The sequence below is a fragment of the Bifidobacterium anseris genome, assembly GCF_002860345.1.
Lineage (GTDB): Bacteria > Actinomycetota > Actinomycetes > Actinomycetales > Bifidobacteriaceae > Bifidobacterium > Bifidobacterium anseris.
This window is the reverse complement of record NZ_NMYC01000001.1, coordinates 265,086-281,644: the sequence shown is the minus strand read 5'-3', so window position 1 is coordinate 281,644 and position 16,559 is coordinate 265,086. Positions and strand designations below refer to the sequence as shown.

The following is a 16,559-nucleotide window of genomic DNA, read 5'->3' as shown; positions in this document are numbered from 1 at the left end:
GGATGATGCCCGCACCGTGAACAGTGAAACAGTGAACGAACGCGACCGTGCCGGACGCGCGTCACCAGCCGACCATGATCATCGCGACGACTCCAGCCGCAAGCGCCACGGCGGCGCATGCCACAAGCCAATCGACGGGCCGCATATGCGCCGGCCGCATCAGCGTGCGCCGCACCGCGCCGCGGTCGATGTACACGCCGCGCAGCCGTTCGGCGATGACGGCGTGGTCGTCGTAGCGCTCCATCAGGTCGTGCGCGATCAACCAGCGGCGCAGGCGCGACAGCGGCGTGCGGGCCACGCCGCGCACGTCCTGACGGCGGCGCGCCTCACGCACCGCCTGCCGCCAGCGCGGCAGCCAGTTGAGCCGGTCGACGAAGCGGCTCGCCGCCGGATACGGCACGCGCAATGCGCTCAACGCGCGGATCCAGTCGCGTCTGCTCGTCGTCAGCACGGTGAGCATCAACGCGAAGACGATGTCGATGATCCTCAATGCGACGACGCCGCACAGCGTCAGCGACTGCGCGCTCACGCGCCACCAACCGAACTGCCACAGCGTCGTGTCGCCGTAGTCGTTCAGACACAGCGCCATGACGATCACAACGAGCGCGGCGACCGGCGCGAACACGGCCCACACGCCGCCGACGGAGCGCGCCGGCGTGCGGTCGGCGACGAACATGAGCTGTTCGAGCACGAGCACAGCGGCGAGAAAGACCCAGTTGCCCCACCATGCGCACAGCACGACGAGCAGGATCGAGATGAGCATCTTCACGCGCGTGTCGAGCCGATGCAGCCAGCCGTCGCCCGGCGTGCAGAACCGTCCGTTCATCATCGTGCGCCTCCTTGCGTTGACTCGCCGTGCGCGACGCGGCCGTAGCCGACGAGGCGTCCGGCGTCGAGCCGTGCCGCATGCGTGCAGTATTCGTCGACGGCGGCCACGTCGACGCTTGCCATGACAACCGTCGTGCCGCGCTCGCAGGCTTCGGCGAGCGCGTCGAGCACGCGCGTGCGCAGCCGCACGTCGAAGCCTGCGAGCGGTTCGTCGAGGGCGATGACCGGCGTGCGCGACGCGAGCGCGGCGGCGAGCGCCGTGGCGCGCCGCTGCCCGCTCGAAAGCCGCGCAACGGGCGTGTCCTCGACGCCGTAGAGGTCGAACAGCCGGATCATCTCGTTGACGCGCGCGTTCGCGTCCGTTTCGCGGATGCCGCCGACGCGTGCGCCGCATGCGATCTCCTCGCGTACAGTGCCGCCGAGCAGCGTCGCGGACGGGTCCTGACCGACGTAGGAGACGAGTCTGGCCATCTGCTGTGTGCGCCGCTGCGCGACGTCGACGCCGGCGACGGTGACGCGGCCCGCTTGTGGGCGCAGCTGCGCGTCGAGCAGCCGCAACAGCGTCGACTTGCCCGAGCCGTTCGCGCCGACGACGCCGACGAAGGATCCGCGTTCGACGGCGAAGGTGACGTCCTCGAGTGCGGGCGGCTCGTCGGGCGCCGAACCCTGATGGCGCAGAGCGACGTGGTCGAAGACGACGGCGGTCTGTCGCGCGGCCGTCGGCTCGTCGTCGGCGAGCGTGAGCGTGGGCGCCTCGCCGCGCGGCACGTCGACGCCGACCGATTCGAGCAGCGCGCCCTCGCGTTCGAAGATGTCGGCGCCGGTGCGGCGGATGATCTCGCCTCCGACCATCAGGAAGACGCCGGTGGCGTGGCGCGCGAGCTCGCGTGTGCGCTGTTCGACGACGAGCGTCGTCATATGGTCGTTCTCTCGCATGCGTTCAACGATCGCGAACAGGTCGGCGCAGCCTTGCGCGTCGAGCGTGTTCGATGGTTCATCGAGGATGAGCACGTCGGGGCCGGCGGCGATCGCCGAGCCAATCGTGACGCGTTCGAGCTCGCCGGCGGACAGTGTCGCCGTCAGCCGGTGGCGCAGCGCCTCGATGTGCAGCATCGCGAGGACCTCGTCGACGCGCGCGCGAATCTCGTCGGGCGCCACGCCGCGGTTCTCGAGCGGGAACGCAATCTCCTCCTCGACCGTCTCGCCCACGGTCTGCCCCCACGGGTCCTGTCCGACGTAGCCGACGCGCAGCGAAAGATTGGACACCGATGTGCTTTTGACGTTCATGTCGGCGATGCGCGCATAGCCGGTGAGCGTGCCCGCCGTGCAGTGCGGGACGAGTCCGACGAGCGCCTTCGCGAAGGTCGATTTGCCCGAGCCGCTCGGTCCGAGCACGCCGATGACGCCGCCGCGCGGCACGTAGCAGCTCACGTCGTGCAGCGCGGTGCGCGCGTCGTCCCCTTCGGACGCGGGCGCGTACGCCCATCCAAGATTCATCACGGTGATAATGTCGGCCACACCATACTCCATCGGGATAGCAGGAACGGACACGGCGCCCCGGCCGTTCGCGTCCGGGGAAGCGGTCCACCACAGGTGAACGTATCCACTGCTTCAGACAAACGGCGGGGGTGCGCCTAATCCAGCATAACAGGCCGTACACGCCGCCATGGGCGACCCCGCGGCGGATGCGCCGCGGGGTCGCCCATGTGGTCGTCGCTGTGGAGGCTCAGTCCGCGTAGCCGCTCCCACGCACCGCCCGGAAGGCGCCGTCGAGGTCGGCGATGATGTCGTCGATGTGCTCGGTGCCGATCGACAGGCGGATCGTGCCCTGATGGATGCCCTGGTCGGCGAGCTCGGCCTCGGACTCCTGTGCGTGCGTCGTCGAGGCCGGATGGATGACGAGGCTCTTGACGTCGGCGACGTTCGCCAGCAGCGAGAACAGGTGGAGGTTGTCGATGAACACGCGCGCCGCGCCGCGTCCTCCCCTGATGTCGAAGGTGAAGATCGGGCATGCGCCGTTCGGGAAGGTCTTTGCGTAGCGTTCGTGGTCGGCGCGCCCCTCGATCGACGGGTGGGAGATCGAGACGACCTCGGGGACCGTCTTGAGGTAGTCGATGACGTCGAGCGCGTTGGCGACGTGGCGTTCGACGCGCAGCGACAGCGTCTCCGTGCCCTGCAGCAGCAGGAAGGCGGACAGCGGCGAAAGCGTCGCACCGGTGTCGCGCAGCAGGATCGCGCGGATGCGCGTGACGAATGCGGCCGGGCCGAGCGCCTCGTGGAAGTTGAGCCCGTGGTAGGAGGGGTCGGGTTCGGTCAGCGTCGGGAATTTGCCAGGAGTGGCCGACCAGTCGAAGTCGCCGCCTTCGATGATGACGCCGCCGAGCGTCGTGCCGTGGCCGCCGATGAACTTCGTCGCCGATTCGACGACGATGTCGGCGCCGTGCTCGAGCGGGCGGAACAGGTAGGGCGTCGCGAAGGTGTTGTCGACGACGACCGGCAGCCCGTGGCGGTGCGCGACCTCGGCGATCGCCTCGAAGTCAGGGAAGTCGGCGTTCGGGTTGCCGAAGGTCTCGAAGTAGACGAGCTTCGTGTCCTCCCCGATCGCATCCTCGAAGGCGGCGGGGTCGAGGTCGACGAAGGTCGTGTGGATGCCGTCTCGTTCGAGCGTGTGCCGCAGCAGGTTGTAGGTGCCGCCGTAGATGTTCTTCGCGGCGACGATGTGGTCGCCGGACTGCGTGATGTTGCGCACCGCGTAGTCGACGGCGGCGGCGCCCGAGGCGACCGCGAGCGCCGCCGTGCCGCCTTCGAGCGCGGCGATGCGCTCCTCGAGGACGGCCTGCGTCGAATTCGTCAGCCTTCCGTAGATGTTGCCCGGGTCGGCCAGTCCGAAGCGCGCGGCAGCATGGTCGAAGTCGTGGAAGACGTAGCTCGTGGTCTGGTAGATCGGCACGGCGCGCGCGTCGCTTGCCGGGTCGGCGCTCTCCTGCCCCGCGTGCAGCTGCAGCGTCTCGAAATGCTGGCGTGGGTTCCTCTCGTCGGTCATCGTATCCGTCCTTTGCTCCCCGCCGGGTGCGCGGGGTCGTTGTGGTCTGTGGTCGTTGTTGTGTGGTTGTGGTTGTCGTGGTGATTGGTGGTCGTCCGCGGCGCGAATCGCCGCCCACGGCCGACTGTACGGGGCGGCGCGAGGCCGGTGCAAGCGCCGCGTTATCGCCGTTTCCTATACCCGTCTATCACGGCGCGGCATACGAGCACGGGTGGTGTGCCAGATGCCCCGAGCCGCCCTGCGCGACACGCCGTAACCGCGGCCCGACGACCGTACGCGACATGCGAAACGCGATCCGTCGTCCTACAGTGGCGTACGAACGACCGATCGGCACGCCACGCATCAAGGAAGGACGCCATGACCGAGATCACCCTGTACAACCGCAACCGTGAATACATCCCCCGCATCGCCGCCGTGCACGACATGTGCGGCTACGGCAAATGCTCGCTGACCGCCGCGATCCCGATCCTGTCGGCCGCCGGCTGCGACGTGTGCCCGGTGCCGACCGCACTGTTCTCGGCGCATACGCGCTACAAGGTCTTCACGATGGAGGACACGACCGATATGCTCGGCGCCTATCTCGACGCGTGGGGCAAGGAGGGCGTCGACCTCGACGGCGTCTATTCGGGCTTCCTCGGCTCGCCTGACCAGGTGGCGATCATCGAACGCCTGTACCGCGAGTATCCGAAGGCGCTGCGTTTCGTCGACCCGGTCATGGGCGATGCCGGCGAGATGTATCCGACGTACACGGCCGAGCTGTGCGAGGCGATGGGCGCGCTCGTCGAAGGCGCCGACCTGCTCATGCCGAACCTCACCGAGGCGTCGATCCTGACGGGGCGCGACTATCCGGGCCAGGACATCACCGACGAACAGGTGCGCGCGATCATCGGCCGCCTGTTCGATCTGGGCGCGAAGAACGTCGTGCTCAAGGGCATCGACCATGACGACGGCCGCATCCGCAACTTCGTCGCGAACCGCGAGGCCGGGCTCGATTCGATGACCGAATGCGTGCACGAGAAGCTGCCGTTCATGTGCCATGGCACCGGCGACGCCTTCGCGTCGGCGATGATCGGCGGCGTCATGGCCGGCCTCGATCTGGCCGCCGCGGCCCGTCTCGCCGGCGAGTTCGTGCACAACGCGATGGAGCAGACGCGCTTCCAGCCGCATTACGAGGAGCGCGGCGTGAGCTTCGAGCTGAGCCTCGGCGAGCTGACGAGCCTCGTCGACTGATTTTTCTCCCCCGCCGGTTTCGCCGGCGGCGATCGCCTCCTCCAGAGGCCTTGCAGGGGCCGTGTCCGACCGATGTGCCGGACACGGCCCCTTCGTCGTCTCGGGCGCGCATCGGCGCCACAAGGCCGTTTCGCCGCCTTCGGCCATCCGTTGTCCACAGCGGCGGCGACCCGTTGTGGACAACGGGCGGCTCCATCCACATTCGACACACCCTTCCGGCGTGTCATCCACAGCCGCCCCATCCGCTGCTTCGATGGACGCGACCGTTCGTGACGCCGCGCATGCAATCGCGGCGCCGGCCGCAAGGAGGATGACATGGAGAAGACCACGATGGACGAAACCGGGACATGGACTGCCGGGACGGGGACCGGAACCGCCGAAAGCGACGCATGGACCGTGTTCGAGCACGACGAGGACATATGGGATGCGCCGGCGTTCGGCGCCGCGCCGGCTACCACGCCGATGACGAAGACGGCGAGAGGCGAGGCCGCCAACTTCGGGACCGGCGACGACCTCAGCAGTGACGACTTCCTCGGTGGCGACCTCATCGGCGACGAGTTCGCCGACGGCGACGACGAGGCGGCCGCGCGGCTGCACGCCTGCCTCGCCCGCCTCGCGATGCCAGGCATGTCGGCCCGCGAGCTCGGCGCCACCGGCGAGGAGACCGCGCGGGCATGGCTCGAATGCCGGGGCGTGCGCGTCATCGGCATGAACTACCGCACCCGCTACGGCGAGATCGACGTCATCGCCGTCACGCCGAACCGCACGATCCTGTTCGTCGAGGTCAAGACGCGGCGCACACGCCGCTTCGGCGCCCCCGAGGAGGCCGTCCACCCGGCCAAGCAGGTCAATCTGCGCCGCGCGGCCGGGCAGTGGCTCGCGACGCGCGGCGCGAAGGTTCCGCACGTCGCCATCCGCTTCGACGTGATCGCGCTGAGCGTGTCCGGCGACGACGTCGACGTGCGCCACATCCCAGGGGCGTTCTGATGGTCATCGGCAACGCCCTGTCGGTCGGGCTCATCGGACTCAAGGCCTTCACAATCCAGCTGCAGGCCTTCATCTCGCCCGGACTGCCGTACTTCTCGATCATCGGACTGCCCGACGCGTCGCTGAGCGAGGCGCGCGAACGCGTCAAGTCGGGCTGCGCGGCGAGCGGCTTCACATGGCCGCAGACGCGCGTGACCGTCAACATGTCCCCCGCCTCGCTGCCCAAGCGCGGATCGTCGCACGATCTGGCGATCGCCGCCGCCGTGCTCAGCGCGAGCGGCGTCGTCCCGCACGACTGCATGGTCGGTGTCGTTGTGCTCGGCGAGGTCAACCTCGACGGCAGCGTGCACGCCATCGACGGGCTGCTGCCGATACTGCTGCATGCGCGCGACGCCGGGCTGCGCCACGTCATCGTGCCGCGCGCGAACCGCGACGAGGCCGAACTTGTCGACGGCGTCGAGCCGCGCTACGTCTCCCATGTCGGCGAACTGATGGAGATGTTCGGCGCACATGCGGCGTACACGCTGCGCGACGAGGATCCCGGCATCGCCGACGGCCGCGCCGACCTGGGCACGATGGCGATGCCGGTCGGCGACATGGCCGAGGTCGTCGGCCAGCAGCCGGCGAAGCGCGCACTCGAGGTGGCCGCGGCCGGCGGTCATCATGTGCTCATGGTCGGCCCTCCCGGCACCGGCAAGACGATGCTTGCCTCGCGCATGCCCGGCATCATGGCGCCGCTCGACGAACGCGACCAGTTCGAGGTCGCGTCGATCCGCTCGCTGTGCGGCACGCTCGGCGCGTACGGCATCACCGATGTGCCGCCCTTCGAGGCGCCGCACCACACGGCCACGGTACCCGCGCTCGTCGGTGGCGGCAGCGGCATCGGCAAGCCCGGCGCCGTCACGCGCGCCCACCGCGGCGTCCTGTTCATGGACGAGGCCCCCGAATTCGCGCCGCGCGCGCTGCAGACGCTGCGCGAACCGCTCGAATCGGGCGTCGTCGCCGTCTCCAGATCGAAGGGCACGGCCATCTACCCGGCCTCGTTCCAGCTCGTCATGGCCGCCAACCCGTGCCCGTGCGGCTACGGCTACGGCACCGGCGAACGCTGCACATGCCGCGAGCGCGACCGCATCCGCTACTTCGCGCGCCTGTCCGGGCCGATCCTCGACCGCATCGACATCCAGGTGCCGGTCAACCCGATCTCACGCATCGGCGTCGCGCCGACGGCCCGCGGCGAGACGAGCGAGGCGGTGCGCGCACGCGTCGTCGCGGCGCGCGATATCGCCCGCAGGCGGTTCGCCGAGACCGGATGGGGCTGCAACGCGCAGGCGTCGGGCACGTGGCTGCGCGCGCATACGCCGACGGAGGCCCTCGACGTCGTCAACGAGGCGCTCGGCGCGCAGCGGTTGAGTCTGCGTGGCGCCGACCGTTCGATGCGTCTGGCGTGGACGCTCGCCGACCTCGCCGGCCATGGCCGTCCGGATGCGAACGACATGACCGAGGCGATCGCGCTGCGCACGAAGGAGCTGACATGAGCGACGCGATGCTGAAGATGGCCGGCGAAGCCGATGACGCGCTCGCCCGCTGCCTGCTCACGCTGTGCATCGACGACGCGGACATCATGATGGCCGCGCTGCTCAAGGGCGCCGACGACGCGCGCGTCGTCCTGACGTCCCTCGTCATGTCGATGCAGGACATGCCGCAGCCGGGGCGCGACGAAGGCATGCGGATCCTCGAACGCGACCTCGCGCTCGGCATCGCCCGTTGGGGGTGCACGCTGCGGCCGCGCACGCGCGAACGCTTCGTGCAGGCCGTGGAACGCTGGCATGCGCGCCTCGCGTCGCTGCCGAGCGCGAATCCCGACTCGCTGCGCGCATGGCTGACGGCGGACGGCGCCTACACACTGCTCACACCCGGCGACGAGGCGTGGCCGGGCGGTTTCTCCGATCTGGACGTGCGTTCCGACTACGCGCCGCCGGTGTGCCTGTGGGTGCGCGGCGACGCGGGCGCGCTCACGGCATGCGCCGAGCCGCTCGCCGTCGTCGGTTCGCGCGGCATGAACGACTACGGGCGCGAGGTGACGTCGGCGGTCGCCGAGGAGGCGTGCTTGGCCGGGCACACCGTCGTCTCGGGCGGCGCGATGGGCGTCGACGCGGCCGCCCATTGGGCCGCCGTGCGTGCGGCCGGGTCGTCGTGCGCCGGCAGGTGCGGACGCACCGTCGCCGTCTTCGCCGGCGGTCTGGGGCACATCGGCCCCTCGTGCAATGAACGGCTGTTCGCGGCGATCCTCGAGGCCGGCGGTGCCTTCATCAGCGAACTGTGCCCCGACACGCCTCCGCTGGCGCACCGTTTCCTGCTGCGCAACCGGCTCATCGCCGCGATGGCGTCGTCGGTCGCCGTCACACAGGCGCGGCTGCGTTCGGGCGCGCTCAACACGGCGAACTGGGCGAACGAGCTCAACCGGCGCCTCTACGCGGTGCCCGGCGACGTGACGAACCCGTCGAACGCCGGATGCAACGCACTCATCCGCGACCACCGGGCGATCCTGCTGGCCGATGCGCGCGCCGTTGACGAATACTGCCATCCGCGCCATGCGCCTACGGCCCGAGCCACGCCGAACGAGCCGTAGGACGCCGGCCTCGCGGGCGCGGAATGCCTTGTGACACAATACCGGATATGACCCCGAAGCACATCGAAGAACAATACGACGCCGTGATCGTGGGAGCCGGCGCGGCCGGACTGTCCGCCGCGCTCGGCTTCCACCGCAGCGACGCCGCCCGCGCGCTGCGCGAGGCCGGCGTCGAACCGAAGGTCCTCGTCGTCTCGAAGCTGCAGCCGCTGCGCTCGCACACCGGTTCGGCCGAAGGCGGCATCGCCGCGAGCCTTGCGGACATGGAACCGGACGAATGGCGCTGGCACTACTACGACACGGTCAAGGGCGGCGACTGGCTCGTCGACCAGGACGCGGCGAGACTGCTCGCTGAGGACGCCCCGATGACCGTCATCAACCTCGAACGTTCCGGCGTCGCGTTCTCGCGCACCGCCGACGGACGCATCGCGCAGCGCCGCTTCGGCGGCCACACGAGCGACTTCGGCGCGCGCCCGGTCAAACGCGCCGCCTACTCCGCCGACCGCATCGGCCACCAGATCCTGCACACGCTGTGGCAGCAGTGCGTGCACTACGGCGTCGACTTCGCCGAGGAATGGTACGTGACCGACCTCGTGCTCGACGAGACGCTCCGGCGCGCCGCCGGCGTCATCGCCTTCGACACGCACGCCGGCGTCACCCGCGCCATCGCCGCGCGCAACACGATCCTCGCGACCGGCGGTGCCGGCCGTCTGTTCCGCACGACGTCGAACTCCCACGACCTGACCGGCGACGGCATGGCGCTCGCGCTTGACGCCGGCCTGCAGCTCGAGGACATCGAATTCGTGCAGTTCCATCCGACCGGACTGGCTCACACCGGCATCCTGCTGTCCGAGGCCTCGCGCGGCGAGGGTGGCGTGCTGCGCAACGCCGACGGCGAGGCCTTCATGGCCTCCTATGCGCCCGGCCACGCCGATCTGGCGGCGCGCGACGTCGTCAGCCGCGCAATCCGCAGCGAGACCGATGCCGGCCGCGGCGTCGCCGACCCGCGCGACCCAGACGGCCCGAAGGACTGCGTCTGGCTCGACATGACCGGCATCGACCCCGAACGCATGCGCCGCGCGCTGCCGCAGGTCGTCGAGACGATCGAGGACTACGCCGGACTCGACCCGACGAAGGACCTCGTGCCGGTCAAGCCGACCGCCCACTACACGATGGGCGGCATCCCCGTGACAACCGACGGCGAGGTCTACGTCTGGGACGGCGAACGGCGCAACATCGTCGAGGGGCTGTACGCCGCCGGCGAATGCTCATGCGTGAGCGTGCACGGCGCGAACCGCCTCGGCGGCAACTCGCTGCTTGACGCATGCCTGTTCGGCACGCGCGCCGGCCAAGCCGTCGCCGCGCGCGTCGCCGACGATCCGGTCGCCGCCGGCACGCCTGCAGACCCGGCGCTCTCCGACGCGCTCGACGCGGCGAAGACGGCGCGCGACGCCGACATCGACACGCTGCTCGCCGACGCGAAGGACGGCGACGACGACAACGCGTACCGTGTCATGGATGACCTGTCCGAAACGATGGAGCGCGGCGTCGCCGTGCTGTGCGACGCCGGCTCGATCGCGCGCGCGCAGGTCGTCGTCAACGGCCCGATCGCCGAACGCGCACGCCGCCTGCGCCCGCATTCCGATGCGCGCACCTTCAACCAGGAGCTCACGGCGATCTGGGAGGCGCGCCATCTCGTACGGCTCGCCGAGGCGATGATCGCCGCGACCGACGCGCGCCACGAGTCGCGCGGATCGCTCAAGCGCACCGACTTCCCCGACCGCGACGACGCGACATGCCTGAACCATTCGATGACGGCCGCCGGCGCCGCCCCGCTGCGCCAGCCGGTGCACGTCGTCGACATCGAGCCGGGCGCGCGCTCCTACTGAAAACGCCCGGCGTCTATAGTGGAACAGGCATGAAAGGCAACGCATGGCTCAATTAGCATCATCCGGGACGACGGTCACGCTGCGCGTGCACCGCTTCTCCCCCAAGCCGGCGCGCGAACGCGACCGCGCGCGCGGCTCCAGCCCCTTCGCGCGCAAGGCGTCGCCGTTCGGCGACTCGCCGGCGCGCACCGCACGCCGTCCGCGCGGCAAACAGTGGACGCAGGACTACACGCTCGATGTGCGCGGCGACGAGACGATCCTCGACTGCCTGCTGCGCATCAAGCGCACCGTCGACCCGACGCTCATGTTCCGCTACTCGTGCGGCCATGGCATGTGCGGATCGGACGCGGCCGCCGTCAACGGCACGCCGACGCTGCTGTGCAAGGCGAAGATCGCCGACTGGGCGCAGCCCGAACGCGTCGTCGACGCCGAAGGCTTCCGCCGCACCGTGTCCGAGACGGCCGACGCCGAAACGACGGACGTCGAGACGGCGGAAGACACAGCGAACAATGCGGCGGCCGGCCTCGGCGTCATCGAACTGGCGCCGCTGCCCGGATTCGCCGTCGACCGCGACCTCATCGCCGACATCGACCCGATGCTCGAACAGATCAAACGCCTCAAGCCATATCTGATCGCCGACGGCGTACTCGCGACGACCGAGGACGGCAAGGTCGACGTGCTCGAATACCTGCAAAGCCCAGAACAGCTCGCCAAATACGAGGCGCTGACGACGTGCATCGTCTGCGGCGCCTGCGAGGGCGCATGCCCTGTGTATGCGGGAGGCGAGGCCTTCGTCGGGCCGGCCGCGCTCATCAACCAGGCGCGCTTCATCGACGATTCGCGCGACGAGGCCACCTATGAGCGGCTCGAGGCGATCGACACGGCCGACGGCATCCAGGCTTGCCAATCGGTGCGCGCCTGCTCGCGCGAATGCCCGGTGGGCATCGACGTCGGCGAGGAGATCTGGCAGCTCATCGCACAGGTCAGGGAACGTGAGGCGTGACGCGGCGATGATGGACAAACGCACATACGACAACCACGCCAAGGCGTGGGTCTGCATCGAGGATCACGAGGCGGCGCGCGAGCCGCAGTCCGTGCGCCGGGCGCGCGAGCTGGCGACGCAGGCCGAACTCTCGCCGTGCCCGGCCTCGGAAGGGTTCCTGCTCGCCGCCTTCGCGCGGATGACGAAGGCCACGTCCGCGATCGTCGTCGGTACCGGCTCGCTCGTCGAGACCGCGCAGCTCGTCGACGGCCTCGACGGCGCCGGCAAACTCACCGCCGTCGACTCGTCGGCGGCCGGCGTCGCGGCGATCCGCACGTTCTTTTCCGCGATCGACGACACGACGCGCACGACGCTGCGCGCCGTCAACGCCGCACCCGCCGTCTTCCTCCAGCGGCTCAACGGCAACGACTACGACCTCATCGTCGTGGCCGGCGACGCCTCGAACTACATGCCGGTCCTCGAACAGGCGCCGCGACTGCTGCGCCGCGGCGGCGCCATCGTGTTCACCGACGCGCTCGCGATGCGCGCGCCGCACGCCAAGGGCGGCCTGACGAATCCGGCCGACCGCGGCAAGAAAGCGGTGCTCATGCGCGAACTGCTCGAACGGATCGAGGATGACGAGCGTTTCACGAGCGCGATGACGCCGACCGGCGACGGCGTGTTCATCGCCGTGCTGCGCTGAACGGCACAGCGCAGATGCTGGTGTAGAACATCGATAGAGAGCCGCCCCCGCGACCATTGCAACGCGGGGGCGGCTCTCTATCGATGTTCTCTATCGATCGTATCTATCAATCGTCTCTATCATCGGCTGCGGCATGCGCGCATACGTCAGTCGATCTGCGACGTGGCGACGGCGACGGCCTCGTCGACGTCGTCGGTGATCGTCACGAGCGACGGGTCGAGCGTCGAGATCAGGCCGCGGTCCTTGACGGTGCCGTTGATCCAATCGAACAGGCCTTTCCAATACGCCGTGTCGTACAGCGCGATCGGGATGCGCGCCACCTTGTGCGTCTGCACGAGTGTGAGCGCCTCGAAGGTCTCGTCGAGCGTGCCGAAGCCGCCGGGGCACACGATGATGCCTTGCGAGTATTTCATGAACATCGTCTTGCGCACGAAGAAGTAGCGGAAGGTCATGCCGAGGTTGACCCATTCGTTGATGCCCTGCTCATGCGGCAGCTCGATGCCAAGTCCCACCGATTTGCCGCCGGCGAGCGCGGCGCCCTTGTTCGCAGCCTCCATGATGCCGGGGCCGCCGCCGGTGATGACGGCGACGTTGCGGCGTGCAATGCGTGCACCCATCGCGAGCGCGGCGTGGTAGGCGTCCTCGTCAGGCCGGATGCGCGCCGATCCGAAGATGCTGACTGCGGGACCCAGATCGGCAAGCGAGCCGAAGCCGTCGACGAACTCGGCTTGGATGCGCAGGACGCGCCACGGGTCGCGGTGCAGCCAGTCGGTCGACGCGTCCGGCTTGAGCAGCCGTTCAGTCGTGCTCTCCTGCGGGATCATCTGGCCGCGCAGCAGAACAGCGCCCTGCCGGTAGGTCTGCCCCAGCGGCGAGGCGCCTTCGCTCCCCTCGCCCCACGTCACTTCATCGACGCGCGCGGCGTCCTCGCTTCGTGCGTCGTCCCGAGCTTCCTGCTCCGTCGTCATGTGCCGGCTCCTTTCGTCTGCCGCCGATGCTCTGGCTGAGCACCACAGTACCATCGGCGAGCGTGGTCTCGGTGCGTCCCGAGCCGCGCTGCACGTCGGGGACGGTCTGCTCGGCGGCCGCGCGCGCCTCGAAACGCCTCGACTGGCGGCTGAGCAGCACGCCGGAGACGGCCGCGGCGAGCAGCGACGCGAGCAGCACGCCGAAGCGCGCCTCGGCGGACAGTTCGGCGTTGGCGTAGGCGAGCGAGGCGATCAGGAAGGAGACGGTGAAGCCGATGCCGCAGGCGACGGCCGCCGGGAACATGTCGCGCACGCGCAGTCCCTTCGGCATGCGCAGGGATCCCAGATGCGTCGAGCACCATGCGACGGCCATGATGCCCAAGGGCTTGCCGACGACGAGCGCGACGATGATGCCGATGACGATCGGCGAGACGAGCAGCATCGGCGTGATCGCGTCGAAATGCACGCCGGTGGCGAAGAACGCGAAGATCGGCAGCGCAAGCAGCGCCGAGAACGGCTGGAGTTTGTCGGCGTAGCGTTCGGCGCGCGGGGAACGCTCCCCGTACATCGCGCGCGCCGGCGTGAGCAGGCCGACGAGGACGCCAGCGAGCGTCGGGTGCACGCCCGCCTCGTACATCATGACCCACGAGAGGATGCCGATAACGGCGACGCCGAACCACGGCACCTTGCGCATGCGCACGAGGAAATACCATGCCACGGCGCACACGGCGATGCCGACGAACCAATACCAAGCGTTGAGCGACGAGAAGAACACGGCGATGAGGATGATCGCGAGCAGATCGTCGACGGTCGCGAGCGTCATCAGGAACGCGCGAATCGAACCCGGCAGTGCCTTGGCGAACAGCGCGAGCACGGCGAGCGAGAACGCGATGTCGGTCGCCGTCGGAATCGCCCATCCATGCGCCGCCTCGGAGAACGGGAAGGTCGCGCCGTTCGCGATGAGCAGACTGCCCGGATCGCCGGCGCCGTAGCGCGAGAACAGCGCGACGACGGCGATGAACAGGATTGGCGGCACGATCATGCCGCCTACGGCGCACAGCATCGGCACGGCGGCGGCGCGGATGTTCGACAACGACCCGGTCGTCAACTCCTGTTTGAGCTCAAGGCCGACGACGAGGAAGAAGATCGTCAGCAGTCCGTCCTGTGCCCAGTGGCCGACACCCATCGTGATGTTCGTACCGGGCACGCCCAGTTCGAAATGCGACAGATGCTCGAACCATGCGGCCGTCTCCGGGATGTTCGCCAGGACGAGGCCCATGAGCGCGAAGCCGAGCATGATCAGGCCGGATATGCGGTCCGACGCCGCCACTCTTCTGATGGCCGCCCATGGTCCCTGTGCCGTTCCGCTCATCACACCTCCCGTTCATGCGGCCATGACGGCCGCCCTTCCACACACAAAACGTCTTCCATTATGCCGCATCCGACGCCGTCCGTACATGCGCCGGGCGGCGATGTTCACGCTTTCTCGACCTCGCCGCCCGCGTGTGCCATCCGGCGTCGCAGGCGCCGCACGTCACCGTCCGAGCGTCGCGAGCGCCGTCTCGAGGCGCGCGAGCACCTCCTCGAGCATCGGCGTCGGACAGGCGAGGTTGACGCGTTCGAAGCCGGCGCCTTCGTCGCCGAACATCACGCCTTCGTCGAAGTAGACGCGGGCGCGCTCGTGCATGAAGTCGCGCAGCGCGTCCGTCTCGAGTCCCAGCAAGCGCAGGTCGATCCATGCGAGGTAGGTGCCCTCCGGTTCAACGAGCGCGACGTCCGGATGCGTGCGCGCGAAGTCGGCGAGCACGCCGCGATTGCGCTCGAGCACGCCGAGCAGTTCGTCGAACCATGCCTCGGCGTCGTTGTAGGCGGCGATGCAGGCGACGAGTCCGAAATGGCTGACGGTCATGCCGCCGATGTTCGCGGCGGCGACGTCGTAGCGTTCGCGCAGACGTGCGTCGCGGATGAAGGCGTTCGAGCACAGCAATCCAGCGAGGTTGAAGGTTTTCGTCGGCGCCGTGAATTCGATCGCCTGACTCGCATAGGGTTCGCCGAGCGCGCCGAACATCGTCACCGGGTGGCCGTCGCGGCCGAAGTCGGCGTGGATCTCGTCCACAAGCAGCAGCACGTCGTGCGCACGGCACAGGTCGCCGATGCGGCGCAGCTCGTCGGCGGTCCAGACGCGGCCGACCGGGTTGTGCGGGTTGCACAGCAGCATCGCCGTGCAGCGCGGGTCGGCGAGACGCGCATCGAGGTCGTCGAAGTCGATCGTATAGCGGCGCGACGCCTCGTCGTAGATAAGCGCGTTGTTCGAGATCGTCAACCCGTTGCCGCGCGCGGCGTCGGTGAACGGGTAGTAGACGGGACGTTGGATGACGATCGTATCGCCCGGATGCGTGAACGCGCGCAGCGCCGTGTTGATCGCCGGCATGACGCCGTCGGACAGCCGTATGCACGACGGGTCGATCTCGAGGCCGTGACGGCGGCACATCCATCCGACGACCGCCTCGTAGTAGGCGTCGGTCGCGTAGTCATAGCCGAAGACGTCCCGGCGTGCCGCGTCGACGATCGCGTCGACGATCTGCGGCGCCGGCACGAACTCCATGTCGGCGACCGACATCGCGACGACGTCGTCATGCCCCGCGCCGAGTTCGTCCTCGATGAGCTTCCATTTGGCCGACGTCGTGTGCCGGCGTTCGGGGCGTGTGTCGAAATCGAACATGCTGTCTCCATACTCTGTGCACGCCATTGGGGCGCGCCGTCCGCTCTGTACGGAACGCCACCCTAGTGCCGCCGTGTTACGGACGGCGCACTCCCCCGCCTCGGTTCACCGGACCTTCACCACTGCCGCCACCCTGATGATGCCCGGTCGCCCATGCCGCTCATGGGCGCGTATGCCGCGGCAACCGGGCACACACCTTCATGGCCCATCGGCTGGTCTTCTGTGCACGCGCACGAAGGGGACGCAACCGAAATTGGTTAAGCCCTTGGCCGCATACGCGACCAAGGGCTTATTGTGCGCGAGACAGGATTCGAACCTGCGACCTGCTGATCCGTAGTCAGCTGCTCTAATCCGCTGGGCTACTCGCGCAGCACCGCTGCATCCGAAGTGACCGACGTTTGCACGCCTCCACTACAACGGCCAAGTGCGCGAGACAGGATTCGAACCTGCGACCTGCTGATCCGTAGTCAGCTGCTCTAATCCGCTGGGCTACTCGCGCATGTTGCTTGTTTTCGGCAACTCGAAAAATATACAACGCTTTCACAATCACATCAAATCGACGGCGTGTCGCCAATGTT

Annotated in this window: 13 protein-coding genes and 2 tRNA genes; 7 read left to right on the top strand and 8 right to left on the bottom strand. The window is 68.8% G+C overall.

Annotated features, from left to right (window positions below; all coding sequences use genetic code 11):
• Window positions 1–61 precede the first annotated feature (61 nt).
• The 3 genes from CGZ88_RS01165 to CGZ88_RS01155 all read right to left on the bottom strand — a co-directional run bounded on the left by CGZ88_RS01165 (window position 62) and on the right by CGZ88_RS01155 (window position 3,871).
• Window positions 62–829: an energy-coupling factor transporter transmembrane component T family protein gene (locus CGZ88_RS01165; protein ID WP_081664047.1), complete on the bottom strand. Its 768-nt coding sequence runs from the start codon at window positions 827–829 to the stop codon at window positions 62–64.
• Complete coding sequence (locus CGZ88_RS01160) at window positions 826–2,346, bottom strand: ABC transporter ATP-binding protein (protein WP_243390025.1); 1,521 nt, start codon at window positions 2,344–2,346, stop codon at window positions 826–828. The genes CGZ88_RS01165 and CGZ88_RS01160 overlap by 4 nt, the downstream gene beginning before the upstream one ends.
• A 208-nt stretch (window positions 2,347–2,554) precedes the next feature.
• On the bottom strand, window positions 2,555–3,871 hold the full coding sequence (locus CGZ88_RS01155) for an O-acetylhomoserine aminocarboxypropyltransferase/cysteine synthase family protein (protein WP_101670893.1): 1,317 nt from the start codon (window positions 3,869–3,871) through the stop codon (window positions 2,555–2,557).
• Between the two features lie 357 nt (window positions 3,872–4,228).
• Between CGZ88_RS01155 and CGZ88_RS01150 the strand changes: the two genes are divergently transcribed.
• The 7 genes from CGZ88_RS01150 (at window position 4,229) to CGZ88_RS01120 (ending at window position 12,291) form a co-directional block, all read left to right on the top strand.
• Window positions 4,229–5,101, top strand: a complete 873-nt coding sequence (locus CGZ88_RS01150) for a pyridoxamine kinase (protein WP_026645052.1) — start codon at window positions 4,229–4,231, stop codon at window positions 5,099–5,101.
• 315 nt (window positions 5,102–5,416) lie between these two features.
• Window positions 5,417–6,088 (top strand): YraN family protein, encoded by a 672-nt coding sequence (locus tag CGZ88_RS09065; RefSeq protein WP_243390024.1) that lies wholly within the window; start codon window positions 5,417–5,419, stop codon window positions 6,086–6,088.
• Window positions 6,088–7,623, top strand: a complete 1,536-nt coding sequence (locus tag CGZ88_RS01140) for a YifB family Mg chelatase-like AAA ATPase (RefSeq protein WP_026645054.1) — start codon at window positions 6,088–6,090, stop codon at window positions 7,621–7,623. Before CGZ88_RS09065 ends, CGZ88_RS01140 begins: the two co-directional genes overlap by 1 nt.
• Window positions 7,620–8,717 carry a DNA-processing protein DprA gene (locus tag CGZ88_RS01135; protein WP_243390023.1) on the top strand — a complete coding sequence of 366 codons (1,098 nt, stop codon included), beginning with the start codon at window positions 7,620–7,622 and terminating at the stop codon, window positions 8,715–8,717. The genes CGZ88_RS01140 and CGZ88_RS01135 overlap by 4 nt, the downstream gene beginning before the upstream one ends.
• Before the next feature lie 47 nt (window positions 8,718–8,764).
• Entirely contained in the window at window positions 8,765–10,606 is a 1,842-nt protein-coding gene (locus CGZ88_RS01130) for an FAD-binding protein (RefSeq protein WP_026645055.1), read from the top strand.
• A 43-nt stretch (window positions 10,607–10,649) separates the two neighbouring features.
• Window positions 10,650–11,609: a succinate dehydrogenase/fumarate reductase iron-sulfur subunit gene (locus CGZ88_RS01125; protein ID WP_026645056.1), complete on the top strand. Its 960-nt coding sequence runs from the start codon at window positions 10,650–10,652 to the stop codon at window positions 11,607–11,609.
• Between the two features lie 10 nt (window positions 11,610–11,619).
• Window positions 11,620–12,291, top strand: coding sequence for an O-methyltransferase (locus tag CGZ88_RS01120; protein ID WP_101671097.1), 672 nt, complete (start codon window positions 11,620–11,622; stop codon window positions 12,289–12,291).
• A 146-nt stretch (window positions 12,292–12,437) separates the two neighbouring features.
• On the opposite strand, the gene CGZ88_RS01115 is transcribed toward CGZ88_RS01120, so the two are convergent.
• The 5 genes from CGZ88_RS01115 to CGZ88_RS01095 all read right to left on the bottom strand — a co-directional run bounded on the left by CGZ88_RS01115 (window position 12,438) and on the right by CGZ88_RS01095 (window position 16,480).
• Window positions 12,438–13,313, bottom strand: a complete 876-nt coding sequence (locus tag CGZ88_RS01115) for an LOG family protein (protein ID WP_423734391.1) — start codon at window positions 13,311–13,313, stop codon at window positions 12,438–12,440.
• Window positions 13,198–14,631 carry a Na+/H+ antiporter NhaA gene (gene nhaA, locus CGZ88_RS01110; RefSeq protein WP_101670892.1) on the bottom strand — a complete coding sequence of 478 codons (1,434 nt, stop codon included), beginning with the start codon at window positions 14,629–14,631 and terminating at the stop codon, window positions 13,198–13,200. The genes CGZ88_RS01115 and nhaA overlap by 116 nt, the downstream gene beginning before the upstream one ends.
• A 162-nt stretch (window positions 14,632–14,793) precedes the next feature.
• Window positions 14,794–15,981: a MalY/PatB family protein gene (locus tag CGZ88_RS01105; RefSeq protein ID WP_101670891.1), complete on the bottom strand. Its 1,188-nt coding sequence runs from the start codon at window positions 15,979–15,981 to the stop codon at window positions 14,794–14,796.
• Between the two features lie 295 nt (window positions 15,982–16,276).
• A tRNA-Arg gene (locus CGZ88_RS01100) sits at window positions 16,277–16,350 on the bottom strand.
• 56 nt (window positions 16,351–16,406) lie between these two features.
• Window positions 16,407–16,480, bottom strand: a tRNA-Arg gene (locus CGZ88_RS01095).
• Window positions 16,481–16,559: the final 79 nt, after the last annotated feature.